Raw genomic sequence first — 26999 nt, 5'->3', positions numbered from 1 at the left:
GAACGGGATGCCCTACCCTTCGAGAGGTGAGCAAGACCAAGAGCAAGGGTGGGCAGGGCACGCCGGCGACCGTGGCGCTGGCGAAGGCGGCGGTGGACTTCACGCTGCACCCGTACGAGCACGACGCCAACGCGCAGGCGTACGGCGAGGAGGCGGCGGACGCGCTCGGCCTGCCGTACGAACGGATCTTCAAGACCCTGGTGGCCGAGACCGAGGGCGGACTCGCCGTGGCGGTCGTCCCGGTCTCGGGCAAGCTGGACCTCAAGGCGTTCGCCTCCGCGCTGAAGGGCAAGCGGGCGGCGATGGCGGACGCGGCCAAGGTGGAGCGGGTCACCGGATACGTCGTCGGCGGGATCAGCCCGCTCGGGCAGCGCAAGAAGCTGCCCACCGTGGTCGACGAGTCCGCGCTGGGCTTCGAGACGATCTACTTCTCCGCCGGGCGGCGCGGCCTGCAGATCGAGACGGCACCGGCGAACCTGATCGAGCTGACCGGGGCCGTCACCGCCCCGATCGGCAAAACCGGCTGAGCCGCCTCGGCGAACCTTGCCATCGCGGTCCGGCGACGGCTCCGCGAGACTCGGAGGGCCAGCCGTACGAGCGCTCCTGGGGGCAGCACCGATGACCGACCTGCACTACCTGACCGCGACCGAGATGTCGGAGCTCCTGCTGACGAAGCAGGTCAGCGCGGTCGAACTGGCCGAGGCCCACCTCCGCCGGATCGGCGAGGTGAACGACCGGGTCAACGCGATCGTCACGCTGACCCCCGACCAGGCGCTCGACCAGGCGAGACGGGCCGACGCCGCGCTGGCCGGAGGGGAGGTCCTCGGTCCGCTGCACGGGCTGCCGGTCGCGCACAAGGACCTGGTCGACACCGCCGGGGTCAGGACCACGTACGGCTCCCGCCTGTTCGCCGACCACGTTCCCGACGCGGACGACCTCCTGGTCAGACGGGTCCGGGCGGCGGGCGGCGTCATGATCGGCAAGACGAACACACCCGAGTTCGGCACCGGGTCGCACACCGTCAACGAGGTGTTCGGCGTCACCCGCAACCCGTACGACCCGGGAAGGAGCGCGGGCGGCAGCAGCGGAGGCGCCACGGCCGCCCTGGCGTCCGGCATGGTGCCGCTCGCCGACGGCTCCGACATGGGCGGATCGCTGCGCAACCCCGCCTCGTTCTGCAACGTGGCGGGGCTGCGCCCGACGCCCGGCCGGGTGCCGTCCAGGTCGCCGCACGCCGCCTGGTTCACGCTGAGCGTTCCGGGACCGATGGCCAGGACCGTCGCCGACCTCGCGCTCTTCATGCGCGCCATCGCCGGCTTCGACCCCTGCTCCCCGTACGCGGTGCGAGAGGACGGCGAGCGGTTCGGCGCGGGGCTGGAGATGGACGTCACCCGGGCCAGGATCGCCTACAGTCCCGACCTCGGGGGCCTGCCGGTGGACACGGAGACCGCCCGGGTGACCGCGGAGGCGGCCGGGACGCTGTCCGAGATGGGGGCCCGGGTCAAACTGGTCGATCTCGACCTCTCCGACGCCGAGGACGCGTTCCGCGTCCAGCGGGCGTGGTACTACGCGCTCAGCTACGGCGACCTGCACGGGGTGGGACCCAACGTGGCGTGGAACGTCGAGGAGGGCCGCAAGCTCACCGGCGACGACCTCGCCCGCGCCGAGCGGCTCCGCACCGGCCTCTACCACCGGATGAACGCCTTCTTCGACGAGTACGACTTCCTGATCGCCCCGGTCAGCCAGGTGCCGCCGTTCCCGGCGGACGATCCGTACGTCAGGGAGATCAACGGGCGGCCGATGCCGGACTACCTCGCGTGGATGCGGTCCTGCTACTGGGTCAGCGTGTTGTCCGCCCCGGCGATGTCGGTGCCCTGCGGGTTCACCTCCGGAGGGCTGCCCGTCGGCCTGCAGATCGTCGGCCGCCCGTGGGCCGACTTCGACGTGCTGCGCCTCGGCCACGCGTTCGAGCGGGCCACGGCGTTCGGCCTCCGGCGGCCGCGGCTCTGACCCGGGCCGGCAGGACGGGTGGGCCGGCCGAATGGCCCGCTAGTCGGACGCCTCGCGGTAGCTCAGCACGAACTCCAGCACCCAGAAGATCGCGGCGGCGAGGAGCGCCCAGATCAGCAACACCCCGTGCGCGGTCAGGCCGAGCGACTCGGTGGTCCTGAGCCCGCCGGGCGGAGCGGCCTGGATCATGGTCCCCGCCGTCGCCGAGCCCACCTGAAACGCGATGTACGCGCCGAGCAGCCCGCCTCCGGTCACCCCGAGCACGGCGCCGACGGGGGCGCGTCGGTGCGTCAGGAAATAGGCGGCCGCCCCCGAGGTCAGGCCGAGCACCCCGGTGATCACGGCGAACCAGCCGTCCGCGGCGATGAGCGTCTGCGACTCCGGATCGGCGAGGTGCGGGCCCGAGTCGGTCAGGACGAACGTGGACACTGGCGCCACCGCCGACCACACGAGTCCGGCCGCCACGCCGAGCGCGGCCAGCGCCAGCACCGTCACCGCCAATGTGACCAGTTCGACTCTCATATGCCGCACCGTCCCGATGCTACCTACGCGGAGCGGCGGCGGAACGCCGTTAGTCTTGCCACGTGAGTGAAGAGGTGTGGCAGATCGAGCCGTCCGGACCGTTGCGCGGCGACGTCGAGGTCCGGGGGTCCAAGAACGCGGTGTCCAAGCACATGGTCGCGGCCATGCTCGGGACCGGCCCAAGCACGTTGCACAACGCGCCGGAGGTCGGCGAGGTCGGCCTGACGGCGGCCATGCTGGAAGCTCTGGGCATCCACGTGGAGATCTCCCCCGGAGAGATCACGATCGAGCGTGGAGCGGAGATCCGGCCCCGGGTCCCGGAGGAGTACACCGGGCTCAACCGCATCCCGATCCTCATGCTGGGGCCGCTGCTGCACCTGGCGGGCGAGGCGTTCGTGCCCCTCGTCGGCGGCGACCCGATCGGGCGGCGGCCGGTGAACTTCCACGTCGAGGCGCTACGGATGATGGGCGCCGAGATCGAGGTCGGCGACACCGGCATCACCGCGAAGGCGACCCGGCTGCGGGGCAACCGGATCACCCTGCCCTACCCCAGCGTCGGCGCCACCGAGACGATCCTGATGACCGCCGTGCTCGCCGAGGGCAAGACGGTCATCAAGGGCGCCGCGATGGAGCCCGAGGTGGTCGAGCTGGCCCTGTTCCTCCAGCGGATGGGCGCGATGATCGAGCTCAGCCCCGACCGGCGCATCGTGATCGAGGGCGTCGAGCGGCTGCGCGGCGCCTCCACCTGGCTCGCCGGGGACCGCATCGAGGCGTTCTCCTACCTGGTGGCCGGCCTGGTGTCCGGAGGCGAGGTCCGGGTGCACGGCTGCCCGCAGGACCGGCTGGTCACCGCGATCACCACGCTGGCGCGCATGGGGGCGCGGTTCGACATCACTGACGAGTGGCTGACCGCGTCCGCCCCCGGCGGCCTGCGCGCCGCCGCGGTGCAGACCGACACCCACCCGGGGTTCATGACGGACTGGCAGACCCCGCTCATGGTGCTGTTCACCCGCGCCGACGGCATGTCCGTGCTGCACGAGACCGTCTTCGAGAACCGGCTCGTGTACGTGCCCGCCCTGCAGAAGATGGGCTGCGAGATAGAGGTGTTCGCGCAGTGCCTCGGCGGCCCGGCCTGCCGCTACCACGACAGCAACGCCAAGCACTCCGCGGTCGTGCGTGGCGTCTCCAAGCTGCGTGGGGCGGACGTCACACTGCCGGACATCCGCGCCGGGTTCTCGGCGGTGCTGGCCGCGGCGGTCGCCGAGGACACCTCGACGCTGCGTGGCGTGCACCACATCGAGCGCGGCTACCACCGCCCGTTCGAGCAGTTCACCTCCCTCGGGTTGAAGATCAGCAGGGGTATGTAAAAGCTTCCGCGCGGCATCGTGTGGAAAGTGGCGCGTGGTCGTAGTCATTACCTCGTGACCTTTCGACTCGCGTACGCCGGCGCGCTCGGAACGGCCGGCGCGCTCGGCGGCGTCCTGGTCGCCACCCTGGTCCTTCCGGTGGTCGGCGGCGTCGGTGTGGCCGCCAAGGAGGCGGCGCGCACCTTCACCGACCAGTTGCCCGCCCCGCCCGAGGACCCGCTGCCGGAGATGACCCGGGTGCTCGACCGCCACGGCAAGCAGATCGCCCAGTTCTACATTCAGAACCGCGAGTCGGTGCCGATCGACCGGATCGCCCCGGTCATGCGGCAGGCGATCGTCGCGATCGAGGACGCGCGCTTCTACGAGCACGGGGCGCTCGACGCCAGGGGCACCTTCCGCGCGCTGGTGACGAACGCCCAGGCGGGCGGCATCCGGCAGGGCGGCTCCTCGCTCACCCAGCAGCTCGTGAAGAACCTCCTGGTCAACCACGCCGAGACGGACCAGGAGCGGCAGCTCGCCCGGGTCCAGAACCTCGACCGGAAGATCAACGAACTGCGGTACGCGCTGGCTCTGGAGCGGAAGTACACCAAGGACCAGATCCTGGAGCGCTACCTCAACATCGCCTACTTCGGGGCGGGCGCGTTCGGCATCCAGGCGGCGGCCCAGCGGTTCTTCGGCGTGAACGCGTCCCGGCTGACGCTCCCCCAGGCGGCGACGCTGGCCGGGGCGGTGCGCACGCCGTACAACACCGACCCGACTCTGGGGGCGAAGCAGCGGCAGGCGCTGCGCGAGCGGCGCGATCTGGTGCTGGAGCGGATGGCGGAGCTCGGCGTGATCCGCCCGGCCGCCGCGAGGACGGCCAGGTCGAAGCCGCTGGGACTGAACATGCAGGCAGCCGGCGGAGGCTGCGGCCAGAGTCGCTACCCGTACTTCTGCCTGTACGTGCAGCACGAGATCCTGACGAACCCGGCGTTCGGCTACACCGCGGCCGACCGTGAGCGGACCCTGCGGCGCGGGGGGCTGGTGCTGCACACCACCCTGGACCCGCGGACGCAGCGGTCCGCGGAGCGGGCCATCGCGGCGCGCGTCGCCCCCGCGGACACCGAGGTCGCCGCGGAGGCCATGGTGGAGCCCGGCACCGGCCGGATCCGCGCCCTCGCGGCCAGCAAGGGCTACGGCCGCAACCCGGGCAACCGGAAGAACGGGCCGAACACCACCTACAACCTGCCCGCGGACCAGGCGCACGGCGGCGGCCTCGGTTTCCAGGCGGGATCCACGTTCAAGGCGTTCACGCTGGCGACCGCGCTGTCCCAGGGCTGGCGGTTCGGGGAGGGGTTCGAGACACCGGGCCGGTTCGTCCCCCGCGAGGGGTACACCAACTGCTCCGGCAAGCCGGTGAACGACCCGCGCGCCAGGATCTACAACGCGGGCGGCGAGGGCAGCGGCGGCGGGCCGTACAGCCTGGAACTCGGCACGTGGAACTCGGTCAACATCTTCTTCATGAAGCTGGAGCGCAAGGTCGGGCTGTGCAACGTCGTCAACACGGCGCGCAAACTCGGGATCACCCGGGCTGACGGCGCGCCCCTGCAGGAGGTGCCCACGTTCACGCTCGGTGTCAACGAGATGGACCCGACGACCGTGGCCGGGGCGTTCGCCGCCTTCGCCGCGCGCGGCCGCTACTGCCGCCCGGTCGCCATCACCGAGATCGTCGAGCGGGACGGCACCCGCGTCCCGATCCGGCGGAGCTGCTCGCGCGCGCTGCAGCCGGAGGTCGCCGACGCCGTCAACCACGTGCTCCAGGGCGTCTTCGCCAGGGGCACGATGCGCGGGCAGTCGATCGGGCGGCCGGCGGCGGGCAAGACCGGGACGAACAACGGCTACACCTCGGCGTGGTTCGCCGGGTACACGCCGGATCTGGCCGCCGCCGTGAGCGTCGGCGACATGCGCGGCTCCTACCGGTACCCGCTCACCGGGGTGACGATCGGCGGGGAGTACTACGGATCGGTCCAGGGGGCCTCGCTCCCCGGCCCCATCTGGGTGAACTCCATGATCGGCTCGCTCAGGAGGACCCCGCCGAGCCAATTCGTCCGGCCCGACATGGCGAGGTTCGGCGGCGGCTTCACCCCGGGGCTCAAGGAGCTGCTGGAGGCCCAGCGGAAGAAGGCGCGCGAGGCCCGTCTGAAGGCGCGGCACCGGCGTCTGCACCAGCGCGGCGCCGAGCCGTCCGTCCCGGACCTCGTCGAGCTCCTCCAGGGAGCCCAACCGGCCATGGCTGATGGGCAGGATCCGGCCACCGGGACCGGAACGACGACCGTGCCCATGACTGAGACCGGGCAGCCCGACCTGGCGGAGCCGCCGCCCCGCCTCATCTCGGGCAGGTAGCCCTCCTCGTCCGGCTCGTCAACCGATACCGGGCCTGATGTCGGGCCCGGTGACCTCCATCGCGATGATCTTCGCGCTTCTTGTGGTGGCGGGACGCCGGCGCAACGTACGCCTCGCAGTTGTGAAGAATGAAGTCCGAGACGTAGGAGTTGTCATCCTCGACTTCGAAGTTGAAGACTTCGCAGTCGAGGTCGACAGTCTCGACGCTCTTGATCGGTCGGTAGAGGTAACTGTTGTCCTCAAGCGTGCGGGCGTAGACACGCTCTGGCATGTAAGCGACCTGAAACCAGCGGTATTCGCGATCGGTCGAACCCTGCGGGAAGTTTCCTCGCTCAATTCCTGTAGATACTGTGACCCAATGGCCAAGGTCCGCAAGCAGGGTGCGGACTCCCCATGCCAGTGACCTGGAAGCGACCTTGACGTCGCGTCGTCCCGTGGTGTTGGAAGCTCGACCTGGGTTCCTGCCGTCGCCAGCGAGAAACCCTTCAAGAAAGCCATTTTTCGCATCGGCCGGTCCGTTGAGGATGCATGTTGGCACACGCTTAGACTTCGCGCCCATGCCAACAACGGACGCGAACACGTATGCCAGCGGAACGCTTGATGTCCTGAGTTCTCGCGCACCCCTCCCATCACGGATGTAGGTCTGTACGTTCGCGCCGTACTTGGCGAAGATTCGGCACACGCGCTGGGCCAAGGCATCCTCACTCTCACTGAGAGTGATCCCGATTTCCCCGTTCAGCTTTCCGGAGTTCACCTGCAGGTGGCCCTCGGCCGCGTAAATGCCGAGAAGATAACCGAAGTCGTAGTCCAGCGACACCCGGCGTGGCACATGGATCCACTGCTGGTCGGCTCGATACTTGGACTCGTACGAGCAGACCAATCCCCCGTCCGGACTCTCGGCGAAGGATTCGGGCAGATGGGGGAGCAGATCGAGCTCCGCTGTCTCTTCGGCCAGCTTGGGCAGGCATGCCCAAGAGTTCCAGCTCTCGATCCCCCCGTGCGCGTTTCTCCGTCCGAATGGGATGTCGCTGGGCTTCTTCCAGTTGACCCGTCCGTCTGGAGTTCTGACTAGAACGGGGTGCTCTTCGGTCAAAGTCAGTGTGCGTCCGTACCTTCCGGCAAGGCTGATGGTAAGCATTCACGCTGTACGCGGTGCGTGATGAGACGCTTGGCCGTGTGACAATCCGTCACTTTGATCAGACCGGGGCTGCATGGTGAGATCATCCGGTGTCCGCCCTGGAGGAGATGTCACGCGAGGAGCTGATCGCTCTGACGCGTGCGCTGCTGGCCGAGAATGCCCGGCTGACCGAGCGGGTGGGAGCGCTTGAGAAGGAGAACGCTCAGCTCCGCGAGCGAGTTGTGCGGCTGGAGCGGCTGATCTCACGTAACAGCGGCAACTCGGGGATGCCCCCCAGGCAATGACGACCAGCCGGGCAAGCCGCAGCCCAAGGACAGGCCCGCCCGGGGCGGCAAGCGTCGTCCGGGCAAGCAGTCCGGTGCGCCAGGAACCACACTGGCCTGGTCGCAGGACCCCGACGAGATGCTGGATCACTTTCCCGCCGGAGCCTGCGGGTGCGGCGCAGACCTGGCCGAGGCCGTTCATCTGGGCGTCACCGCTGCTCACCAGCAGGTCGAGGTGCCGCTGATGACCGCGCAGACCTTTCAGCACAACCTGCACACGGTGGAATGCCGGTGCGGGAGAGTGCACACCGCACCGCGCCCGCAAGGCGTATCGCCGGCGCCGGTCAGCCTCGGGGTCAACCTGCAGGCGTGGTGCGTGTACCTGATGGTGGCGCACGCGATCCCGGTGCACCGGTGCGTCGAGCTGATCGCCTCGCTGACCGGTGCGACGCCGTCGGCGGGGTTCGTCCACGGCATGATCGCCCGGGCCGCGCGGGCGGTCGCGCAGACCAACCTGCGCATCCGGACGCTGCTCACCTTGGCTTATGTGGTGTGCTGCGATGAGACGCCGATCCGAGTGGGCGCGGGCAAGGCCAAGAGGTATCTGCTGGTCGCCTGCACCGACCGCTACACCTGGTACATGCTGGGCGAGCGCACGCTGGCCAGTTTCAAGAAGTTCATCGTCGCCGACCTGACCGGTGTCGTGGTGCACGACCGGGATCAGAACTACGACTCGCCCGAACTCGGCGAGCGTGACCATCAGCTGTGCGTGGCCCATCTCCTTCGTGACCTGGAGGACTGCGCCGAGACCTACCCGACAGCCGCCTGGCCTGCTCAGATCCAGACCGCGCTGCGCGGCCTGATCCACGCCGCCAACCTCGCCCGCGAGCAGGGCAAGCAGAACATGGACGCGGGCACTCAGGCGATGTGGATCACCAGTTTCCGGCACGGGGTGCGGATCGGCCTGTCGGAGGTGCGCCGTATTCCCGGGCCCGCCAAGACCGTCACCCAGCCGATCGGCCGTGTCCTTTTGGAGGTGCTGCGTGACCGCGAGGCCGACGTGCTGCGTTTCGCCCGCGACCTGCGGGTTCCACCCACCAATAACCAGGCCGAACGCGATGTCCGTCCGGCCAAGACCCAGCAGAAGATCTCGGGACGGCTCCGCTCGGAGGTCACCACCGAACACCGGTATGCGATCCGCGGTTACCTGTCCACCGCCGCTAAGCACGGGGCCGATGTCATGACCGCGATCCGTGACGCGCTTGTCGGCCGAGCCTGGATGCCACCCGACCCGATTCCGGCCTGATTCCCGGCCACGATCCGCGGCGACTTGCGCCTGAAAGCGATCACTCCCTGCGATCATCCAGCGCCGGAACGCGCTGGACGTGAATGCTTACGGCTGATGGTGTAGGCCCGTCCGATGTAGGGGCGCCTCATCGTTCGCACAACACGACGGAACCGACCGCGGTGCGTGAGCACCATGTCGCCGGTTCGAATCTCTTCGACGCCCTTTACTCCTTCGGATGTGATGATCTCCTGGCCTGATAGCAGGCAGCCGATGATGGGCTTGACCCCGGCGCCGGTGGCCTGCTTGTAGAAGTCGTACGCGCCGTGCATGTTGCCGTGGTCGGTGATCGCGATCGCGGGCATGCCCAGCTCGCCCACGAGTTTGAGCACCTGCTTCAGGCGTGCCGCACCGTCGAGCATCGAGTACTCGGTGTGGACGTGCAGATGCACAAACGAATCACCCATGTGACCCCCGACTTCCCGGCGTTCCCCTTCCCGCGCGTCAGAGCCTACGCGCGATCGCGGGCACGTCAGGAGCGCCCGCGTTCCTCCTCGGCCAGGTGGAGACCTGCCTCGATCACGGCGTTCATCACGGGCGCGAGCCGGACCTCGCCCAGGCGGGGGGCACGGTGCGCCATGGCGGCGACCAGGCGGCGCTCCCTGTCCATGTCCCGCCCGGCGAACCCTCCGACGGGCTTGAGCCGCTGCACCGTACCGGCCAGCACCGCCCGGCGCTCCAGGAGCGTGGCGAGCGCCGCGTCCACCCGGTCGATGGCCTCCCTCGCCCGCCCGACGCTCTCCGGGGCCTCATGCCGTACGAGTGCGGCCAGCACCGTGGCGGCCTCCGCGGCGGCGGCGACCACGTCGGCGGGCGCGTCCGGGGCGAGCAGCAGGCCGTCCGCTCCGGCCGCGACGGCGGCGGCGGCGAGCGTGACGTCGCCGCCGAGGTCGGCGAGGACCGGCCGGCCCGACCGCTCGCGCGCCGCGCGCATCAGCGCCATGTCGAGCACCGCGACCGAGCCGTGCGTACGGCTCCCGTTCTCGCAGAGCACCACCCGGTCGTTGCCCTCGGCGACGCAGTAGTCGGCGATCGCGAGCCACTCTTCCAGCGTGGCGGCCGGGCCGCGCTGCACGACGATCGGCAGGCCGAGCCTGGCGGCCGCGCGGACCAACTGGAAGTCCTGCATCCAGGCCGCTCCCACCAGAACGCCGTCCGCCCCCGCGGCGACGGCGTCGAGGTCCTCGGCCGAGAACGGCTCCACGAGCAGCGGGCCGGACCACTCCGCGCGCGCCTCCGCGACCGCCTCGGCCGCGGACCGGCGGCCGTGTAGGGCGCGCAGGCTCAGCCATCGGGCGTCGTCACCGCCGATCACCGCGACCGGCAGCCCCTCCCCCACGGTCAGGGTCCCGATCCGTACGGCGGCGCGGCCGCCTGCATCGAAGACACCGGAGACATCGGAGACGTCAGGCTCCGCGGCCGGATCGGGCGGCGTGGCGGCGAGCTGGGCGGCCTGGGACATGTCGGCTCCTCGGTTAGGCCGGCCCCTCGACCGGCTCGTTGAAAACGAAAAAGGCAGAGACGATCGTCTCTGCCTCAGCCGGCTCCGGATGGTCGCTAGATCACGCGCCTGCGACCGGCCCTCCCGGAACCGGCTGCGTAAACGTGAAATACCGAGCCATGCATCGACCCTACCAGGCGTGCTCCACCGGTCGGAACGATCTGTCTCAGATAGCGGACGTGGTGCCATCGCCCGGGTTGATCCCTTTGTCATCCATGGGACGATCTATGCGTCCAGGAGGGGATTTGATGGCGCACGCGGAAGGCCGGCTGGTGGGCGGCCGGTACCACCTGATCGAACCCATTGGCCGAGGTGGCATGGGAATCGTCTGGCGAGCCCACGACGAGCTGCTCGATCGGACCGTTGCGGTCAAGGAGGTTCGTTACGACAGTGCGATGGGCGACCAGCTCGACGAGCTCAACCGCCGGACCATGCGCGAGGCGCGTGCGGCCGGGCGACTCACCCATCCGAACGTCGTCGTCGTCCATGACGTGATCGAGGAGGACGACCGGCCCTGGATCATCATGCAGCTCGTCCCTTCCCGTTCCCTCGGGCAGGTCATCCGCGAGGACGGCCCGCTCTCCCCCGAACGGACCACCGAGATCGGGCTGCAGGTCCTGGACGCACTGAAGGCCGCCCACGCGCAGGGTGTCCTGCACCGTGACGTGAAGCCGGAGAACGTGCTGATCACGGACGAGGGGCGGGTGGTGCTGACCGACTTCGGCATCGCGCGCCTGGAGGCCGACAACACCATGACCAGGACCGGGCTCATCGGCACGCCCGCGTTCATCGCCCCGGAGCGGCTGCGGGGCGACCCGGCCCAGCGCGAGTCCGACCTGTGGTCGCTCGGCGCCACCCTGTACGCCGCCGTGGAGGGCAAGCCGCCCCATGATCGCGGCATGCCCATGGCGACCATGCACGCCGTGCTCAACGAGGCCCCCGCCCCCGCCGTACACGCCGGGGAGCTGAGCGTCGTCCTCGAGCGTCTCCTGGAGAAGGAGCCGGCGGACCGGCCCAGCTATGACGAGACCGCCGAGCTCCTGCGGCGTTCGATGACCGGTACGGCACGGCCCAAGCCGGGAGGCGCGGCGGCCAAGGGCGCGGCGTCCTCCACGCCGGGAGCGCCGGGGACGCCGGGGACGCCGGCCTCGCGCAAGGAGCCGGCCGATTCTGGAGAGGGCGCGCGCCCGATCCCCGAGACGGGTCAGCGCTCCTGGGACGGCGCGGGTGGAGCCCAGGCGGGCGCCGACTCCCGGCGACGGCCGTACGAGCAGCCCGGGTCCACTCCCGGGTCTACGAACCAAACGGCGGTGGACGGCGACAGCGACACCGAGCCGGAGCTTCCGCTGCCGCAGCTCCCGCAGCCGGGGGCGGAGAAGCCCGCCGGTTCGGCGCCGGGATCGGGCGCCGTCCCGACGGGAACCGGTGCCGCGAAGCCCGCACCGGAGACCACGAAGGTCAGGGGAACCGCCGCCAAGCCCGCGACCGCGAGCGGGACGTCCGGCACGGAGACGTCCGGAACCGGCACGTCCGGGACCGGGAAGCCCGGCATCGGAAGCGCGAGCGTGACGTCAGCCGGCGGGGCAGCCTCGCCGGAATGGGGCGTCGAGCACGGCTCATCGGGCGCGGCGGAGCCGGACGCCGGGACGGCACGGCCCGAGCCGGACGCCGCCCGGCCCATCTCCGAGGCCCCGACCGCCTACTCCGCGCGGCGTCCGGGCGGTTCCATCGACCTCTCCGACAACGGTCCGATGGCCCGGTTCTTCTCCGCCGAGCAGGAGGAGGCCGTACCCGCCGGGCAGGCAGGGCAGTTCGGGCAGGCGGCAGGTGGCCACGCGGCGACCCAGCCGAGCGCCTCGTGGGGCGACACGCCGGCCGTGCCGGCGAGGTCCCGCCCGGTGCCGATGCTCCGAGCGGCCCTGGTGATCGTCCCCGCCCTCCTCATCGTCGCGGCCGTGGCCGGGTACATCGGCCTGCAGCAGGGCGCGAAGGAGACCCCCGCCGACGGCGCCGCGCAGAACTCCGCCGCGCCGGGGAAGGGCTCCGCGACTCCCAAGGCGTCCGCGAGTCCCGCACCGTCCACCGCCTCGCCCTCACCGAGCCCCTCCACCTCGGGCCCCGCGGAGATCCCCAAGGGCTGGCGTCGGTACAAGGACAAGACGGGCTTCTCGATCGCGCTGCCCAAGGGCTGGAAGGAATTCAGGCGGGACAGCGGCAACGTGTACTTCCGGGGCTCCGACCGCAGCCAGTTCGTGCAGATCGGCATGACCAGTACGCCCGGAAGCGACGCGGAGAAGGACTGGAGGAAGCAGGAGAAGACCGCCAGATACAAATTCGGCGGCTACGACCTCATCGACATCAGGAAGGTGAACTACTTCCAGGACGCCGCCGACTGGGAGTTCACCTGGCGGACCTGGAGCGGCAAGGCGCACGTCATCAACCGCGGCTTCGTCACCGACAAGCGCCACGGTTACGCCATCTACTGGCACACCCGGGACAGCCGCTGGAAGAAGGAGTACCACTACTTCGAGACCTTCACGGCGACCTTCACGCCCGCGAAGTGACCGCCGGCCGCGCGCCGGCCGGCGGTCCACTGACCCGGCCGGCGGGCCCTGAGGGAGGAGAAGGGCGCCGCCGGCCGGGACAGGCTCTCACCAGGAGGCGGGCTTGCCCTTCTGGAAGACCCACACGTCGAAGAAGGCGGTCAGGTCCATGCCCGACGCCTTCTCCGCGCTACGGATGAACGCGGCCGTGTCCGCGTTGCCGTGCCGGTGCTCGGCGGCCCAGTCCTTGATCAGCTTGAAGAAGGCCGTGTCGCCGATCTTGCCGCGCAGCGCGTGCAGCGTCATCGCCCCGCGGTTGTACGGCACGCTGCCGAACATGTCCACCGGTCCGGGGTCGGACAGCACGGTCTGCCAGAACGACGACGTCGCCGCGCGCCCGTAGTTGCTGCTGCCGTTGAACGTCTGCTGCGCCGTGGCGCCGCCGGTGTGCTCCGTCCAGAGCCAGGTGGCGTACGTCGCGAAGCCCTCGTTGAGCCAGATGTCCGACCAGCGGGTGGGCGTCACGCTGTCGCCGTACCACTGGTGCGCGAGCTCGTGCGCCATCGTGCCGATGCTCGGGGAGCTGGAGAAGATCGGCTTGGTCTGGGTCTCCAGGGCGTACCCGACGTTCGGCGCCCGGTCGATGATCGCCCCCGTGGAGGCGAACGGGTACGGCCCGAAGATCGTGGAGAAGTACTCCATGATGTCCGGGATCTTGGAGACGGTGTTCGCCGACTGGGCCACCAGGCGCGGGTCGACCGCCGTGTAGATCGGGATCCCGCTCGGGGTCTTCGACTCGGTGACGGTGAAGTTCCCGATGGTCACCGTGGCGAGGTAGGTCGCCATCGGCTCGGTCGAGTCCCAGACGAAGGTGGTCTTGCCGTCCTCGGTCGCCTGCGAGAGGAGCTGACCGTTGCCCACCGCCGTGACGCCCTCCGGCACGGTCACGTGGAAGGTGAAGGTCGCCTTGTCCGTCGGGTGGTCGCTGCCGGGGAACCACGCGGGGGCTCCCTGCGGCTCGCCGGCCACGAACGCGCCGTCGTCAGTGGGCACCCAGCCCTCGAGGGAGCCGTCCGGGTCGGTGATGACCGGCGGCGTCCCCGCGTACTTCACGGTGACCGTGAAGACCTGCCCGGACTTGAGCTTCGGACGCGGTGTCACGGCGAGCTCCTGCCCGTCCCGCGTGAACGCGGCCGGGTGCTTGTCCACCTTGAGTTCCGTGATCTCCGGGCCGCGGAAGTCCAGGTTGAACTGGTCCATGTCCTGCGTCGCGACCGCGGTGATGGTCGTGGTGGCGTCCATGTGCCGGCTCGCGGGGTCGTACGAGAAGGCGATGTCGTAGTGCTGCACATCGAAGCCGCCGTTGCCCTGGTCGGGGAAGTACGGGTCGCCGACGCTCGCCGCGCCCGCCGAGTACCGGGGCGCGCCGGGAGCTCCGGGGGCGGCGAGCGCGGGCTGGGCCGCCGGGACGCCGATCAGGGCGCCGGCCGCGACGGCGAGGGCCGCGCCGCTGATACGGGAGATTCGCATTGAGGGTCCTTCCAGGCGGTTCCGGCCGTTGGGGGGACCGGCCGGAACCGCGCGTACTCGGGGATACGGGATCAGGACGGTCCTGATCCGGGAGAGGGTGATCGGTCCTCGGGCCGGGATCCCGGCCCGAGGACGGGAGCTAGCCGACGACGGAGCGCAGCGGGATGCCCGCCCCGTTCAGGTCGTGGACCATGTCGCGCAGGAAGGGGTGCTCGTCTGCCGCAAGCCCCTCCGGGTTCGGGATCGTGATGTACGACGACCCGTCCGCGGAGGCCGTCCGCGCGGTGTCGGTGTACGTCCGGACCACGGCCTCGGCCCGGCCCGCGTCGGCGTCGGCGACCTGGATGACGATGGGCCGCCATTCCCCGGCGAGGTCGTCCGCCGGGGCCGCCTTGGCCGCGTCCGCGCGCAGCGCCTCCACCTTGCCGGCCGGCGTCGCCGCGAGCGTCCGCGCGGCCCCGGTCTTCGAGGAGGGAAGGAGCAGCGCGTTGGCGACCAGGTGGATGCCGTTCTCGTTGTACGCGCGGAACAGCGGGTTGTAGGCGAACAGCACGGCGTGCCCGGCGCCGGTGGGCTCGTCCACCAGCGCGACCGAGCCCTTCAGCGCGTCGGCATTGGTGGTGTAGCCGTTGGACCAGAACGCGCTGTCGGACGGGTAGGTGAGGACGTTCGCGCCGGTGACGCTCGGGTTCAGGATCGGGTCGCCGTTGTTGAACTGGAAGTCCTCCACCGGGCGGCCGAGGGCGACCTGACTCGTGGTGTCCACGTTCACCCGGAAGTGCGAGCCGATGACCTGGTATCCCGTCGGCTTGGTCTTCTCGGTGGTGGAGGTCAGCCCCGCCGTCCTGGCGACCCGGGTGCCCTCGTTGCGCAACCCGACGTACGTCCCGCCCGCGGCCACCCACGCCTTGAGGTTCGCCAGGCCCTGGGCGGTCAGGCCGCCGTTCGCGCTGCTGCCATCCGGCACCAGCAGGACGCTGCGCTCGGTGAACGCCGGGGTGTTGCCGTTGACGTCCGCGGTCGTGACCGCCTTGACGTCGAGGCCCCAACGCTCGCCGAGGACGTAGCGCGCCTCGCCGTACGAGCCGGAGGTGGTGGAGACGCCCGTGCCGGCGAACAGGCCGACGTCGGGGACGCGCAGCGGCGTCCCGGAGGCGTCCCCCGCCCGGCCCTCGACCGCCACGCCGTACGAGCGGGCGAGCTTGTCGAGGTCGCCCCGGTTCACCGCGCGGGCGGGCAGGCTGACCACGCCGGTGGCGAGGTCGCGCGAGAGCGCCGTGCCCTGGCCGAGAAGGCGGAACGTGAGCTCGGAGGCGGCGGCCGAGTCCATCGGGTAGGAGTAGGAGCCGTTCGCCGGGGCGGCCGATACGACGCCGCCGTCCATGCCCTTCACCGCGTCGGCCTTCGGCGACAGCGCGTCGCCGGTGGAGACGGTCGCGACGCCCATCAGCAGCGGGTTGCTCCAGGACGACACGTCATAGAAGTACGGGAACGGAACGTACGGGTCCTGCGCGATCAGCGCCTGGATCCAGTGCTTCTGCGGCTGGTCCATCGGGATCCAGTACGCCCCGGCCGGTACGGACAGGTTCTTGACCGTGCGGCCGCCGAAGACGTCAGCGTTCGGCACGGTGACCGACTGCTTGAGGCGGTAGACCTCCACGTCCATGTCGCGCAGCCGTTCGACCAGCCTGCGGACGTCGCCGATCTGCCGGTCCGGCAGCAGGAAGTACGACCGGACCTTGACGTCAGGGACCGGGAACTGAACGGTGTTGGTGGGCTGCACGACCTCGTTCGGCTCCAGCGTGCCCGCGGCACCCTGCTCGATCGCGGTCTGCCAGATCTTGTAGTAACCGTCGAGGATCTCGCGCTTGTTGTCGGAGGCCCAGCCGATGGTGGCCCACTGCGTGTTGAACTGCTGCTGCACGCGGTCCTCGACGGCCGACGAGCTGCCCTTCTCGAAGGTCATGCCCGCGGCGCCGAAGCCGGTGGCGGGCACGGTGTCGCCGTACCCCATGTAGAACATGTCGTACGTCGCGTAGTTGAAGTAGCACTCCACGGTGACCGCGCCGCCGCAGGCGCCGTTGTAGCCGAAGCCCGCCGCGTTGGCCGCGCCGATGCGGTTGATCCAGTCCACCGGCTGGGCCGCGATCTCGTGGTGGATCGGGTCGGCGTTCGGCGGGAAGAAGTACTGCCGCCCGCCCATCTCGTGGGCGTCGACGAAGACCTGCGGCGGGTACTCCCGCAGCATCTCGATCTTGCCGCCGGTCTCCGGCTGGGTGCGGGCGAACCAGTCCCGGTTGAGGTCGAAGCCGTAGTCGTTCTGGCGGCGGTTCGCGTCCCGGCCGTCCGGGTTCTGGGTCGGCACGATGACGGTGATCAGGTTCTCGTTGCGCGTCGCGACGTCGCAGGAGAGCCCGTCGGCCAGCTCGTACAGCGTCTTGAGCGCGGCGTCGGCCCCGCTCTTCTCACCGCCGTGGACGTTGCCGGCCACCCACACGATGGCGGGCGAGTCGTCGGCGAGGCGCGCCGCCTTGTCCGGGCGCAGGGACCTCGGGTCGCGCAACGACCGGATCTGCGCGGCGATCTTGTTGAGCTGCCCCGGCACCATGTGGTGGCTGTTGGACACGATGGCGTACGGCAGCTCCTGGCCGGAGACGCTGTGGGCGATCGTGCCGGTGACGACGCGGTCCGACGCGTCTCCCACGGCCTTGACGTACTTCCCGATCTCGTCGGTCGTGAGCGTCCGGGGCTGGCCCTTGCCGAGGGGGAAGCCGAAGAACTGGTCGGGGCTCGGCACGGAGGCCGCGTGGGCGTTCGGGTCGGATACGCATTGCCCGTTGCCCGGGTCCGCGTACGCGGGCGGGCCGAGCGGCGCCACGAGGGCGGTCAGCGCGAGCGCCGCCACTCCCGCGATCTTTCCGTACGGAGATCTTCTGCACGTCGTCGTGCGTGGCCGCATGATCTTTGCCTCCTGGGGGGGGTAAGAGGGATCGTTTTGCCGGCGATGGCGTCCTGGCAGGAATCGATGCGACGAAAGTGAAAGTTGCTGCGGATCGTATAAGTTCGGAATAAAGCGGGCAAGAGATAACAAAACTTGAAATTCGGGATGTCCGAATGTATGGACGCGTGGTCATCGCGCCCGTGAAGCCCCGCACCGGGACGCGGACGAGCTCACGCGCTGGAGCGGTCCAGAGCACGGATCTGGGCTGATCCGAGGTGCCGCCCCCTCCGCAAACGGAGGCGGCCCCGCCGGCTCCTCCACGGCCCGGAATCCGCCGGTCGGCCCCGCTCGCTCCTCCGCCGGTTCCCTCGATCTTCCGACTGCTGGGGCGCTCGTGAGCTGTGGGACGATTCAGAGGTTTTGAGGAGGGAGCCTGGTGGAGGCGGGGCATCGTGTGGCGGGCAGGTACCACCTACTCGAACCCATAGGCCGCGGCGGCATGGGGGTCGTCTGGCGTGCTCACGATGAGCTGCTCGATCGCGCGGTGGCGGTCAAGGAGGTCCTCTACCAGCCGATGAGCGAGGAGGACCGGGCGGCGTTCAACCGCCGGACCATCCGCGAGGCACGAGCCGCCGGCCGCATCTCCCACCCCAATGTCATCGTCGTCCACGACGTGATCGAGGAGGACGGCCGCCCCTGGATCATCATGCAGCTCGTCCGATCCCGCTCCCTCGGCCAGGTGATCCGCGAGCACGGCCCGCTCGTTCCCGAGCGCGTCGCGTCCATCGGCCTCCAGGTGCTCGACGCCCTGTGCACCGCACACGCCGAGGGCGTACTGCACCGCGACGTCAAGCCGGAGAACGTGCTGCTCGCCGACGACGGCCGGGTCGTTCTCACGGACTTCGGCATCGCGACCATGCCGGAGGAGGCCGGGCTCACCATGACCGGCGTCGTCACCGGCACCCCGGCGTACCTGCCTCCGGAGCGGCTCAACGGCGATCCCGCGACCCCCGAGTCCGACCTGTGGTCGCTCGGCGCGACCATCTACGCCGCCGTGGAGGGCAGGGCGCCCTTCGACCGGACCTCGCCGATCGCCACCATGGCGGCCGTGCTGCACAACGAGCCCGACCCGGTCCGGCGCGCCGGTCCGCTCGCGCCCGTCATCGAAGGGCTGCTCGACAAGGATCCCGGGCGGCGCATCGACGCCGTCGAAGCCGCCGAGCTGCTCCGCGCGGCGGCGTCCGGCACGCCCGGGGCCACCCGCGACCGCCACGCCGTACACCGGCCCGAGCCGTTCCCGCCGGCCGCGGCCTCTCCCGGAGCCGGAGCCTCTTCAGGCCCCGGGGGATCCGCGGCTCCTCCCTCGACGGGCGCCCATGCCCTCGACCTCCCCGGATCCGGTGCTCACGGGTCCCACGGGATGGCCGGTTCCAGCGGCGTTCAGGGGACGGGCACCGTCGTTCCCCCCTGGAACGACACGGCGACCGCCCTTCCGTCGTCCCAGCGGCCCGCGCCTCAGAGACCCGAGAAAAGCGCGTCCACAGCCCGGGTGGTCCTGCTCATCCTCCTCCCTGTGCTGCTCGTCGTCACCGGAGTCGGCGGCTGGTACGGCTATCAGGCCCTCGTGGGGGATGCCGGCAACGGGTCGTCACCATCCCCGTCCGCGACCCCGACGACCGGCAACGGGTCGCACACGCCGACGGCCTCGCCGTCGTCCGGCGGCAGGCTGCCGCGCGGCTGGGCGATGCGCCACGACAGGCTGGGCTTCTCCATCGCGGTCCCCCAGAGCTGGACGGAGGAGCGAGACGCGGCCTGGGTGCGGTTCCGTCCGCCCGGGTCCAAAAGCACGTACCTGATGGTCGACTTCACCCGGTGGGTCGACACCGACCAGGACCCGATGCTCCACTTGCAGCAGTTGTCGGAGAACCCCAAGACCCAGAGCGCCTTCCCCGGTTACGAGAGGACCTCGCTGCAGTCGGTGGTCTTCCAGAGACTCCCCGCCGCCGACTGGGAGTTCACCTGGCAGTCGCAACAGGGCGTGATGCACGTTCTCGACCGCTCCTTCCTCACCTCCGACAGGCGAGATGTGGCGATCTACTGGCAGACCTCCGACAGCCGATGGGCCCAGGAAGGCCAGTCCTACTTCGCCTGGTTCGCCAAGACGTTCCGGTCCACCCAGTGACGCCTCGCTGGCGATACCCGGCCGGGCGTGTCCATTGTGGAGCATGAGCGATCCTTTGCACGAACGCGACCAGGCCACCGCGGCGCTGGACATGGTGGCCAAGGCCGTCGGACCCTATCTCGACTCGCTCGGCGACCGTCCCGTTCACGACCACCGCGCCGACGTCCTCCTCGACCTGCTCGACGGCTCGCTCCCGGAGCACGGCGAGGGCACCCTCAGCAGCGTCGAACTGCTGCTGCGCGTCGGCACCGAGGCGGCGACCCACTCCTCGGGGCCGCGTTTCTTCCACTTCATCGTCGGCGGCTCGACACCGGCGGCCCAGGCGGGCGACTGGGTGACCTCGCTCCTGGACCAGGCCGCCGGGCTCTGGCTGACCTCACCGTTCGCCGCCCGGGCGGAAACCGTCGCGCTGCGGTGGCTGAAAGACCTGTTCGGACTCCCCCCGTCCTACGGCGGCGTGCTGACCCCGAGCGCGACCTTCGCCAACCTCACCGGGCTGGCGTGCGCGCGGCAGTGGTGGGGCGAACGTCACGGCCGCGACGTGGCGGCCGACGGGCTCGCCGGGCTGCCGCGGATGCCCGTGCTGGCCGGAGGCTACCTCCACCCGAGCAGCCGCAAGGCGCTGCTTACCCTCGGCTGCGGCCGGGACAGCGCCCGGATCTTCGCCAGGGACGACGCCGGGCGGGTCGATCTCGAGGCCATGGAGCGGGAGCTCGAACGCATCGACGGCCCGGCGGTGATCGTCGGTAACGCGGGCGAGGTGAACACCGGCGACTTCGACCCCATCGGCGACCTGGCGGACCTGGCCGAACGGCACGGTGCCTGGCTGCACGTGGACGGGGCCTTCGGGCTGTTCGCGGCGGCCTCCCCCCGGCTCTCGCACCTGGTCGAGGGGGTGGAACGGGCGCACTCGGTGACCGCGGACGGGCACAAGTGGCTCAACGTCCCCTACGAGAGCGGATTCGCGTTCGTCCACGACCAGGGACTCATGGGCCGGACCTTCGGCCCGTGGGGCGCGGCCTACCTCCCCGCCGGGGACGACCCGCATCTCAACTACAACTGCCTGGGCCCGGAGTCCTCACGGCGGGCCCGGGCCCTGCCCATCTGGGCGACCCTGCGGGCGTACGGCAGGCAGGGCCACAGAGAGATGGTCGAGCGCCACCACGAGCTGGCCCTGCGGCTGGGCGGCATCGTCGAGAACGCTCCCGACCTGGAGTTGCTCGCTCCGGTACGGCTCTGCGTGGTCTGCTTCCGCTATCGCCCGCCCGGCGTGCCCGAGGAGGAGGTGAACGCGCTGAACGCGTGGATCGGCGAGGAGTTGCTCGCCGACGGCCGCGTCTACGCCGGGACCACCACCTACCGAGGGATGACCGCACTGCGCCCCGCCATCCTCAACTGGCGAACCACAGAGGCCGACATCGATCTGCTGGTCTCGGTCGTCCGGGAGATCGCCGCCCGCCGCACGACCTAGCTCTCGTCGCTGACGATCTCCAAGGCGCGGGCCAGGTCTTCGGGATAGGGGCTGGTGAAGGAGACCCACTCCCCTGACGCGGGGTGTTCGAAGGCCAGCGAGACCGCGTGCAGCCACTGCCGGTTTACGCCGAGACGGGCGGCCAGCGTGGGGTCGGCGCCGTACATGAGGTCGCCCACGCAGGGGTGCCGTAGCGCGGACATGTGCACCCTGATCTGGTGCGTCCTGCCGGTCTCCAGCTTGATGTCGAGCAGCGACGCCGCGCGGAACGCCTCCACGGTGTCGTAATGGGTGACCGACTCCTTGCCGCCCGCCACGACAGCGAACCGGCCGTCACCGGACGGATGGCGGTCGATGGGCGCGTCCACGGTGCCGCGCAGGGGGTCCATGTGGCCCTGCACCAGGGCGTGGTAGCGCTTGTCGACGGTGCGTTCCTTGAACGCCCGCTTGAGGTGGGAGTAGGCGAACTCGCTCTTGGCGACGACCATCACGCCAGTGGTGTTGGCGTCGAGCCGGTGGACGATGCCCTGGCGTTCGGCGGCGCCGCTGGTCGCGACCGTGTGCCCGGCCCCCAGCAGCCCGCCGATCACGGTGGGCCCGGTCCAGCCGACCGTGGGGTGGGCGGCCACTCCGATGGGCTTGTCCACCACCACGATGTCGTCGTCCTCGTAGAGGATCGTCATGCCCGGCACCGGCTCCGCGACGGGCATCGGCGCGGACGGCGGTGGCGGGATGGTCACGTCGAGCCAGGCACCCGCGTGTACACGGTCCGACTTGGCGGCGATCGAGCCGTCGACGAGCACGTCACCGGTGGCGATCAGCTCGGCGGCCCGGGTGCGGGAGAAGCCGAACAGCCGGGCCAGGGCGGCGTCCAGGCGTTCGCCCTCGAGTCCCTCCGGCACCGGCAGGCTGCGCTGCTCACCCATCGGACGCCTCCCCCGTGTCCCGCGTACCGTCAATCTGGTAGCCGCGCCAGGCGAGGAAGACGGCGAGGATACCGCCGCACACGATCGCCGAGTCGGCCACGTTGAACACCGGGAAGCCGGTCGCGGGGAAGACCTGGAGGAAGTCGACCACGTGTCCCTGCAGCGGGGCCGGCGCGCGGAAGACCCGGTCGGTCAGGTTGCCGAGCGCGCCCCCCAGCAACAGTCCGAGAGTGATCGCCCACGGCAGGCTGCGGAGCTGCCGTGCCGTGCGAAGGATGGCGATGACGACACCGAACGCGATCACCGTGAAGACGATCGTCATCCCGGTGCCGATGCTGAACGCGGCTCCGGAGTTGCGGATCACGTTCAGCAGCAGCACCTCGGGGATGACCTCCACTGGAGGCTTGTGCTCCAGGAAGACCACCACGAGGGTCTTGCTCACCAGGTCGAGAACGTACGCGAGGACCGCCACGACGCCGAGGATGGCGATCCTCCGCGTGCGGACGGGGCCGTCGGCGATCCTCGCGTCGGTCTGGTCGCTCAGCGGCGCTCCTCCCGCTGCTTGCACGCTACGCACAGCGTCGCCCTCGGGAACGCCTGAAGACGCTCCTTGCCGATCGGCTTGTGGCACGATTCGCACACTCCGTAAGTCCCTGCGGCGATGCGGGCGATCGCCCGCTCGTTCTGCGCGAGCAGGTCGCGCGCATTCAGGGTAAGGGCGATCTCACGCTCACGCTCATACGTCTTCGCGCCGGCGTCCGCCGGATCATCGCCGGCGCCCTCGCTCACGTCTCCTGACGCGAGCTGCTCCTCGGCCCGTGAGATGTCGGCGACGAGCTCTTCGGTCTCGCGCCCTAGCCGCTCCCGCACGTCGGCGAGTTCGGCTTTGGACCAGGTCTCGTCGCTGGTGGCGGGTCTCGCCGCACGCGTCGTCATGAGGGCCTCCCGTTGTAAGGCGCAGTGATCAAACACATGAGCAGTCCGGGCAGCTTAGGTTGCACAAAACGGCTCGGCAAACGACGCGCCGGGCATTTTACCTGCCCCATAAGCGAACGATGCCCCCGTTCCCGCGGCGAACGGGACATCCGTCCGGCGAGCGAATTCCACCCGTACGCGGACGGCTCACCCGGCCCGCAGGCGAGCGGCGCGCTCCGCGATCTCCTCATCGTTCCCCTCGATGTCCACGACCTTGTCGCGACTTGTCGTACCCGAGACAAGCCGCACCGCGCCCCTCGGCACCCGGAAAGCGGAGGCGACGGCCCTCAGGGCCGCCTCCGTCGCTTTCCCGTCCACCGCTCGGGCGCACACCCTGACAACAATCGCGGTGTCTCCGTATGTTCCGCCCACACCCTCACGGGATGAACCCGGCTTCACCCTGATCGCCAGCCGCATTTCGGGAAGCTCCCATCGTGTCTCTGCGTTATCGTTTTAGTTTGCAAGGCGCTGATGGGGACGAGTAGCTCCGTTCCCACTCGCAGGAGCGACCCGGGGACGGTGCGAGCCCGGGGCGAGTCACGGAGCGAAGATCACCCCGGAGCCGCCGGAAGAAAGGCGCACAGCCGAGTAGACCCGGCCGCAAGACGAATGAGAGGGCTCGCCCAGGGGGCGGGTCAAGAAGGGTGGTACCGCGGAGCCGTCCGGCTTCGTCCCTTCACGCAATGTCAACCACGCGTGGAGGTCCCGCCCGACGATGTCTTCCCATTATTTCCGCTCTCTTCCCGCGCAGGTGGACCTGCCCGCCGTCGAACGCGATGTCCTCGAACGCTGGCGGGACGGGAAGGTCTTCGAACGCTCCCTCGAGCAGAACGCCGACGGCCCGTCCTGGGTGTTCTTCGAGGGCCCGCCCACGGCGAACGGCATGCCCGGCGTCCACCACATCGAGGCGCGGGTCTTCAAGGACGTCTTCCCCCGATACAAGTCGATGCGGGGCTACCACGTCCCGCGCAAGGCCGGCTGGGACTGCCACGGCCTGCCCGTCGAGGTCGCCGTCGAGAAGGAGCTCGGCCTCTCCGGCAAGCCCCAGATCGAGGCGTACGGCATCGCCGAGTTCAACGCGAAGTGCCGCGAGTCCGTCCTGCGGCACGTGGACGCGTTCGAGGAGATGACCGAGCGGATGGGCTACTGGGTCGACATGTCCCAGGCCTACCGGACGATGGATCCGCAGTACGTCGAGGCCGTCTGGTGGTCGCTGAAGACCATCTGGGACAAGGACCTGCTGTTCCGCGACTTCCGCATCACGCCGTACTGCCCGCGCTGCGGCACCGGGCTGTCCGACCACGAGCTCGGCCAGCCGGGCGGGTACGAGACCGTCTCCAGCCCCTCCGTCTACGTGCGGATGCCCGCGACGTCCGGCCCGCTGGCCGACCTGGGCGCCGCGCTGCTGATCTGGACCACCACGCCGTGGACGCTGGTGTCCAACACGGCCGTGGCCGTGCACCCCGACGTGACCTACGTCGCGGCGCGTACGGGCGGCGAGGTGCTCGTGGTCGCCGAGCCGCTGCTGGCGCAGGTTCTCGGCGAGCACGCCGAGGTGCTCGCCACGTTCAGCGGCAAGGACCTGGAGCGGACGTCCTACCGCCGGCCGTTCGACCTGGTCGAGATCCCCGGCGCGCACTACGTCGTCCTGGGCGACTATGTCACGGTCGAGGACGGCACCGGCCTGGTCCACCAGGCGCCCGCCTTCGGCGCCGACGACATGGCCGTCTGCAAGCGGTACGGCATGCCGGTCGTCAACCCTATCGGCCCTGACGGGCGTTTCCTGGCAGATGTCCCGCTTGTCCGCGGAATGTTCTTCAAGGACGCCGACGAGCCGCTGACGGACAGCCTCCGCGAGCGCGGCCTGCTGTTCCGGGGCACCCACTTCGAGCACAGCTACCCGCACTGCTGGCGCTGCCACACGGCACTGCTGTACTACGCGCTTCCGTCCTGGTACATCCGGACGACCGCGATCAAGGACGAGCTGCTCGCCGAGAACGAGCGGACCAACTGGTTCCCCGGCACGATCAAGAACGGCCGGTACGGCGAGTGGCTGCGGGGCAACGTGGACTGGGCGCTGTCGCGGTCCCGTTACTGGGGCACGCCGCTGCCGCTGTGGGTCTGCTCCGCGGACGACTCGCACGTCACGTGCGTCGGATCGCTCAAGGAGCTCGGCGAGCTGGCCGGGCAGGACCTGTCCGCGCTCGACCCGCACCGCCCCTACGTGGACGACATCGCCTTCCCCTGCCGCGAATGCGGTGCCGAGGCGAGGCGCGTCCCCGATGTCATCGACGTCTGGTACGACTCCGGCGCCATGCCGTTCGCGCAGTGGGGCGCGCCGCACGTCGGCAAGGAGATCTTCGAGCAGTCCTACCCCGGACAGTTCATCTGCGAGGCCATCGACCAGACCCGCGGCTGGTTCTACTCGATGATGGCGGTGGGCACGCTCGTCTTCGGCCGCTCCTCCTACGAGAACGTCCTGTGTCTCGGCCTGATCCTCGCCGAGGACGGCCGCAAGATGAGCAAGCACCTGGGCAACGTGCTCCAGCCAATGCCGCTCATGGACCAGCACGGCGCCGACTCTCTCCGCTGGTACATGACCACCTCCGGCTCGCCCTGGGCGCCCCGCCGGATCGGCCACGCCGCGCTGGAGGAGATCATCCGGAAGGTCCTGCTGACCTACTGGAACACCACGTCGTTCTTCACGCTGTACGCCAACGCCGAGTCGTGGTCGCCGTCCATGCTGGCGGAGGCTCCGCCCAGCGCCGAGCGCCCGCTGATCGACAGGTGGGCGCTGGCCGAGCTGCACCGGACGGTCGCCGAGGTGACCGCGTCGCTCGACGAGTTCGACACCGCGAGGGCCGGTCGTCGGCTGACGGAGTTCCTCGACGATCTGTCGAACTGGTACGTGCGGCGCTCCCGCCGCAGGTTCTGGTCCGGCGAGGCCGCCGCGTTCGCCACGCTCTACGAGTGCTTGGAGACCGTGACGCGGCTGATGGCGCCCATCGTGCCCTTCCTCACGGATTACGTGTGGGACGTGCTCCGCGGGGTCGACGCTCCCCAGTCGGTGCACCTGGCGGCGTGGCCCACGGTCGACGAGGCGGCGCTGAACCCGGCGCTCTCCGACCAGATGGCGCTGGTCCGCCGTCTCGTGGAGCTCGGCCGTTCGGCCCGTGCCTCCTCCTCGGTCAAGACCCGCCAGCCGCTGGGCCGTGCGCTCATCGGGGCTCCCGGCTGGGCCGCGCTGCCCAGCGAGCTGCGCGAGCTGATCGCCGACGAGCTGAACGTGCAGTCGCTCCAGGACATGTCCGGTTTCTCGGCCGACCTGGTGACGTTCACCGTCAAGCCGAACTTCCGGTCCCTGGGCAAGCGGTTCGGCTCCCAGACCAAGCTGGTCGCCGCCGCCGTCGGCGCCGCCGATCCAGCGGCGCTCGCCCAGGCCCTCAGGTCCGGTACGGCCGCCACCGTCGAGGCCGGTGAGCTGGGCACGGTCGACCTCGGGCCGGACGACGTGATCGTCACCGAGCAGCCGCGATCGGGCTGGGCCGTGGAGACCGGGGCGGTGGACACCGGCACCGGCGAGACCGTCGCGCTCGACCTGGAGATCACCGACGAGCTGCGCCGCGCGGGCCTGGTCCGCGAGGTCATCCGTCTCGTCCAGGACGCACGGAAGTCCACCGGCCTGGCGATCACCGACCGGATCGAGCTGTGGTGGTCGGCAGACGGCGACGAACTGGCCGAGGCTCTCCGGGCCGGGGGCCGACTCATCGCCGAGGAGGTCCTCGCCTCCGAGTTCACCGAAGGCTCCGAGGACGGCCTGCCGCGGCACGAGGACGCCGACCTCGGGCTGGTCTTCCAGCTCCGCCGCGCCTAGCGCCGTGTCCCTCTCGTCGTACGGCCGCC

General features: G+C 70.2%; 19 protein-coding genes and 2 pseudogenes. 10 read left to right on the top strand and 11 right to left on the bottom strand.

All coding sequences use genetic code 11. The features are described 5' to 3' along the window. Positions 1-26: 26 nt before the first annotated feature. Together ybaK and QSK17_RS07020 are read left to right on the top strand one after the other, a co-directional pair. Positions 27-527, top strand: a complete 501-nt coding sequence (gene ybaK, locus QSK17_RS07025) for a Cys-tRNA(Pro) deacylase (RefSeq protein ID WP_285703622.1) — start codon at positions 27-29, stop codon at positions 525-527. A 91-nt stretch (positions 528-618) separates the two neighbouring features. After that, positions 619-2010: an amidase gene (locus QSK17_RS07020; protein ID WP_285703621.1), complete on the top strand. Its 1392-nt coding sequence runs from the start codon at positions 619-621 to the stop codon at positions 2008-2010. Positions 2011-2049: 39 nt separating this feature from the next. Here QSK17_RS07020 and QSK17_RS07015 read toward each other — a convergent pair whose 3' ends face one another. Next, on the bottom strand, positions 2050-2532 hold the full coding sequence (locus QSK17_RS07015) for a hypothetical protein (RefSeq protein ID WP_285703620.1): 483 nt from the start codon (positions 2530-2532) through the stop codon (positions 2050-2052). Positions 2533-2594: 62 nt separating this feature from the next. Between QSK17_RS07015 and murA the strand changes: the two genes are divergently transcribed. Both murA and QSK17_RS07005 read left to right on the top strand, forming a co-directional pair. After that, positions 2595-3899 carry a UDP-N-acetylglucosamine 1-carboxyvinyltransferase gene (murA, locus tag QSK17_RS07010; RefSeq protein ID WP_285703619.1) on the top strand — a complete coding sequence of 435 codons (1305 nt, stop codon included), beginning with the start codon at positions 2595-2597 and terminating at the stop codon, positions 3897-3899. A gap of 54 nt (positions 3900-3953) precedes the next feature. Next, positions 3954-6281 carry a transglycosylase domain-containing protein gene (locus tag QSK17_RS07005; RefSeq protein ID WP_285703618.1) on the top strand — a complete coding sequence of 776 codons (2328 nt, stop codon included), beginning with the start codon at positions 3954-3956 and terminating at the stop codon, positions 6279-6281. On the opposite strand, the gene QSK17_RS07000 is transcribed toward QSK17_RS07005, so the two are convergent. Next, positions 6265-7374 (bottom strand): LAGLIDADG family homing endonuclease, encoded by a 1110-nt coding sequence (locus QSK17_RS07000; RefSeq protein WP_285703617.1) that lies wholly within the window; start codon positions 7372-7374, stop codon positions 6265-6267. The genes QSK17_RS07005 and QSK17_RS07000 overlap by 17 nt on opposite strands. A 134-nt stretch (positions 7375-7508) precedes the next feature. Here QSK17_RS07000 and QSK17_RS06995 point away from each other — a divergent pair, with 134 nt between their 5' ends. Both QSK17_RS06995 and tnpC read left to right on the top strand, forming a co-directional pair. Continuing rightward, complete coding sequence (locus tag QSK17_RS06995) at positions 7509-7703, top strand: coiled-coil domain-containing protein (protein ID WP_285703616.1); 195 nt, start codon at positions 7509-7511, stop codon at positions 7701-7703. A gap of 82 nt (positions 7704-7785) precedes the next feature. Beyond that, positions 7786-8988 (top strand): annotated as a pseudogene (gene tnpC / locus QSK17_RS06990) (IS66 family transposase); the annotation flags it as partial. A gap of 53 nt (positions 8989-9041) precedes the next feature. Here tnpC and QSK17_RS36390 read toward each other — a convergent pair. From QSK17_RS36390 to QSK17_RS06975, 3 genes and pseudogenes are all read right to left on the bottom strand, one after another. Next, complete coding sequence (locus QSK17_RS36390) at positions 9042-9434, bottom strand: PHP domain-containing protein (RefSeq protein ID WP_502889151.1); 393 nt, start codon at positions 9432-9434, stop codon at positions 9042-9044. 65 nt (positions 9435-9499) lie between these two features. Next, positions 9500-9802, bottom strand: coding sequence for a chorismate mutase (locus QSK17_RS06980; RefSeq protein ID WP_285703725.1), 303 nt, complete (start codon positions 9800-9802; stop codon positions 9500-9502). A 123-nt stretch (positions 9803-9925) separates the two neighbouring features. After that, positions 9926-10489, bottom strand: a pseudogene (locus QSK17_RS06975) (hypothetical protein); the annotation flags it as partial. Between the two features lie 287 nt (positions 10490-10776). Between QSK17_RS06975 and QSK17_RS06970 the strand changes: the two are divergent. After that, positions 10777-13092: a serine/threonine-protein kinase gene (locus QSK17_RS06970; RefSeq protein ID WP_285703615.1), complete on the top strand. Its 2316-nt coding sequence runs from the start codon at positions 10777-10779 to the stop codon at positions 13090-13092. Between the two features lie 87 nt (positions 13093-13179). On the opposite strand, the gene QSK17_RS06965 is transcribed toward QSK17_RS06970, so the two are convergent. Next, complete coding sequence (locus QSK17_RS06965; RefSeq protein WP_285703614.1) at positions 13180-14601, bottom strand: M1 family metallopeptidase; 1422 nt, start codon at positions 14599-14601, stop codon at positions 13180-13182. Positions 14602-14740: 139 nt separating this feature from the next. Further along, positions 14741-17560, bottom strand: coding sequence for a M14 family zinc carboxypeptidase (locus tag QSK17_RS06960; RefSeq protein ID WP_285703613.1), 2820 nt, complete (start codon positions 17558-17560; stop codon positions 14741-14743). A 418-nt stretch (positions 17561-17978) separates the two neighbouring features. Here QSK17_RS06960 and QSK17_RS06955 point away from each other — a divergent pair, with 418 nt between their 5' ends. Both QSK17_RS06955 and QSK17_RS06950 read left to right on the top strand, forming a co-directional pair. Then, positions 17979-19724 (top strand): serine/threonine-protein kinase, encoded by a 1746-nt coding sequence (locus QSK17_RS06955; protein ID WP_285703611.1) that lies wholly within the window; start codon positions 17979-17981, stop codon positions 19722-19724. A gap of 43 nt (positions 19725-19767) precedes the next feature. Then, positions 19768-21195, top strand: coding sequence for a pyridoxal phosphate-dependent decarboxylase family protein (locus QSK17_RS06950; protein ID WP_285703610.1), 1428 nt, complete (start codon positions 19768-19770; stop codon positions 21193-21195). Here QSK17_RS06950 and QSK17_RS06945 read toward each other — a convergent pair. From QSK17_RS06945 to QSK17_RS06930, 4 genes are all read right to left on the bottom strand, one after another. Continuing rightward, a complete protein-coding gene (locus QSK17_RS06945; RefSeq protein WP_285703609.1) occupies positions 21192-22121 on the bottom strand; it encodes an RluA family pseudouridine synthase in 930 nt (309 codons plus the stop codon). The genes QSK17_RS06950 and QSK17_RS06945 overlap by 4 nt on opposite strands. Then, entirely contained in the window at positions 22114-22698 is a 585-nt protein-coding gene (lspA, locus tag QSK17_RS06940; protein ID WP_285703608.1) for a signal peptidase II, read from the bottom strand. Before lspA ends, QSK17_RS06945 begins: the two co-directional genes overlap by 8 nt. After that, a complete protein-coding gene (locus QSK17_RS06935; RefSeq protein ID WP_285703607.1) occupies positions 22662-23057 on the bottom strand; it encodes a TraR/DksA family transcriptional regulator in 396 nt (131 codons plus the stop codon). Before QSK17_RS06935 ends, lspA begins: the two co-directional genes overlap by 37 nt. Positions 23058-23243: 186 nt before the next feature. Continuing rightward, positions 23244-23513: a DUF167 domain-containing protein gene (locus tag QSK17_RS06930; protein WP_285703606.1), complete on the bottom strand. Its 270-nt coding sequence runs from the start codon at positions 23511-23513 to the stop codon at positions 23244-23246. Positions 23514-23811: 298 nt separating this feature from the next. Here QSK17_RS06930 and ileS point away from each other — a divergent pair, with 298 nt between their 5' ends. After that, on the top strand, positions 23812-26970 hold the full coding sequence (ileS, locus tag QSK17_RS06925) for an isoleucine--tRNA ligase (protein WP_285703605.1): 3159 nt from the start codon (positions 23812-23814) through the stop codon (positions 26968-26970). The last annotated feature ends 29 nt before the right edge of the window (positions 26971-26999 follow it).

Origin of the sequence: Microtetraspora sp. NBRC 16547 (assembly GCF_030268965.1) — a bacterium.
Classification (GTDB): Bacteria; Actinomycetota; Actinomycetes; order Streptosporangiales; family Streptosporangiaceae; genus Microtetraspora.
The sequence above is the reverse complement of the archived record's forward strand: the minus strand, read 5'-3'. Positions and strand labels throughout refer to the sequence as shown.

Excerpts from the sequence above, each read along its gene's own strand:
- QSK17_RS07020 (WP_285703621.1), top strand. The coding sequence starts at position 619 with ATGACCGACCTGCACTACCTGACCGCGACCGAGATGTCGGAGCTCCTG.
- QSK17_RS07015 (WP_285703620.1), bottom strand. The coding sequence starts at position 2,532 with ATGAGAGTCGAACTGGTCACATTGGCGGTGACGGTGCTGGCGCTGGCC.
- QSK17_RS36390 (WP_502889151.1), bottom strand. The coding sequence starts at position 9,434 with ATGGGTGATTCGTTTGTGCATCTGCACGTCCACACCGAGTACTCGATG.
- QSK17_RS06970 (WP_285703615.1), top strand. The coding sequence starts at position 10,777 with ATGGCGCACGCGGAAGGCCGGCTGGTGGGCGGCCGGTACCACCTGATC.
- QSK17_RS06965 (WP_285703614.1), bottom strand. The coding sequence starts at position 14,601 with ATGCGAATCTCCCGTATCAGCGGCGCGGCCCTCGCCGTCGCGGCCGGC.
- QSK17_RS06960 (WP_285703613.1), bottom strand. The coding sequence starts at position 17,560 with ATGCGGCCACGCACGACGACGTGCAGAAGATCTCCGTACGGAAAGATC.
- QSK17_RS06950 (WP_285703610.1), top strand. The coding sequence starts at position 19,768 with ATGAGCGATCCTTTGCACGAACGCGACCAGGCCACCGCGGCGCTGGAC.
- QSK17_RS06945 (WP_285703609.1), bottom strand. The coding sequence starts at position 22,121 with ATGGGTGAGCAGCGCAGCCTGCCGGTGCCGGAGGGACTCGAGGGCGAA.
- QSK17_RS06935 (WP_285703607.1), bottom strand. The coding sequence starts at position 23,057 with ATGACGACGCGTGCGGCGAGACCCGCCACCAGCGACGAGACCTGGTCC.
- QSK17_RS06930 (WP_285703606.1), bottom strand. The coding sequence starts at position 23,513 with ATGCGGCTGGCGATCAGGGTGAAGCCGGGTTCATCCCGTGAGGGTGTG.
- ileS (WP_285703605.1), top strand. The coding sequence starts at position 23,812 with ATGTCTTCCCATTATTTCCGCTCTCTTCCCGCGCAGGTGGACCTGCCC.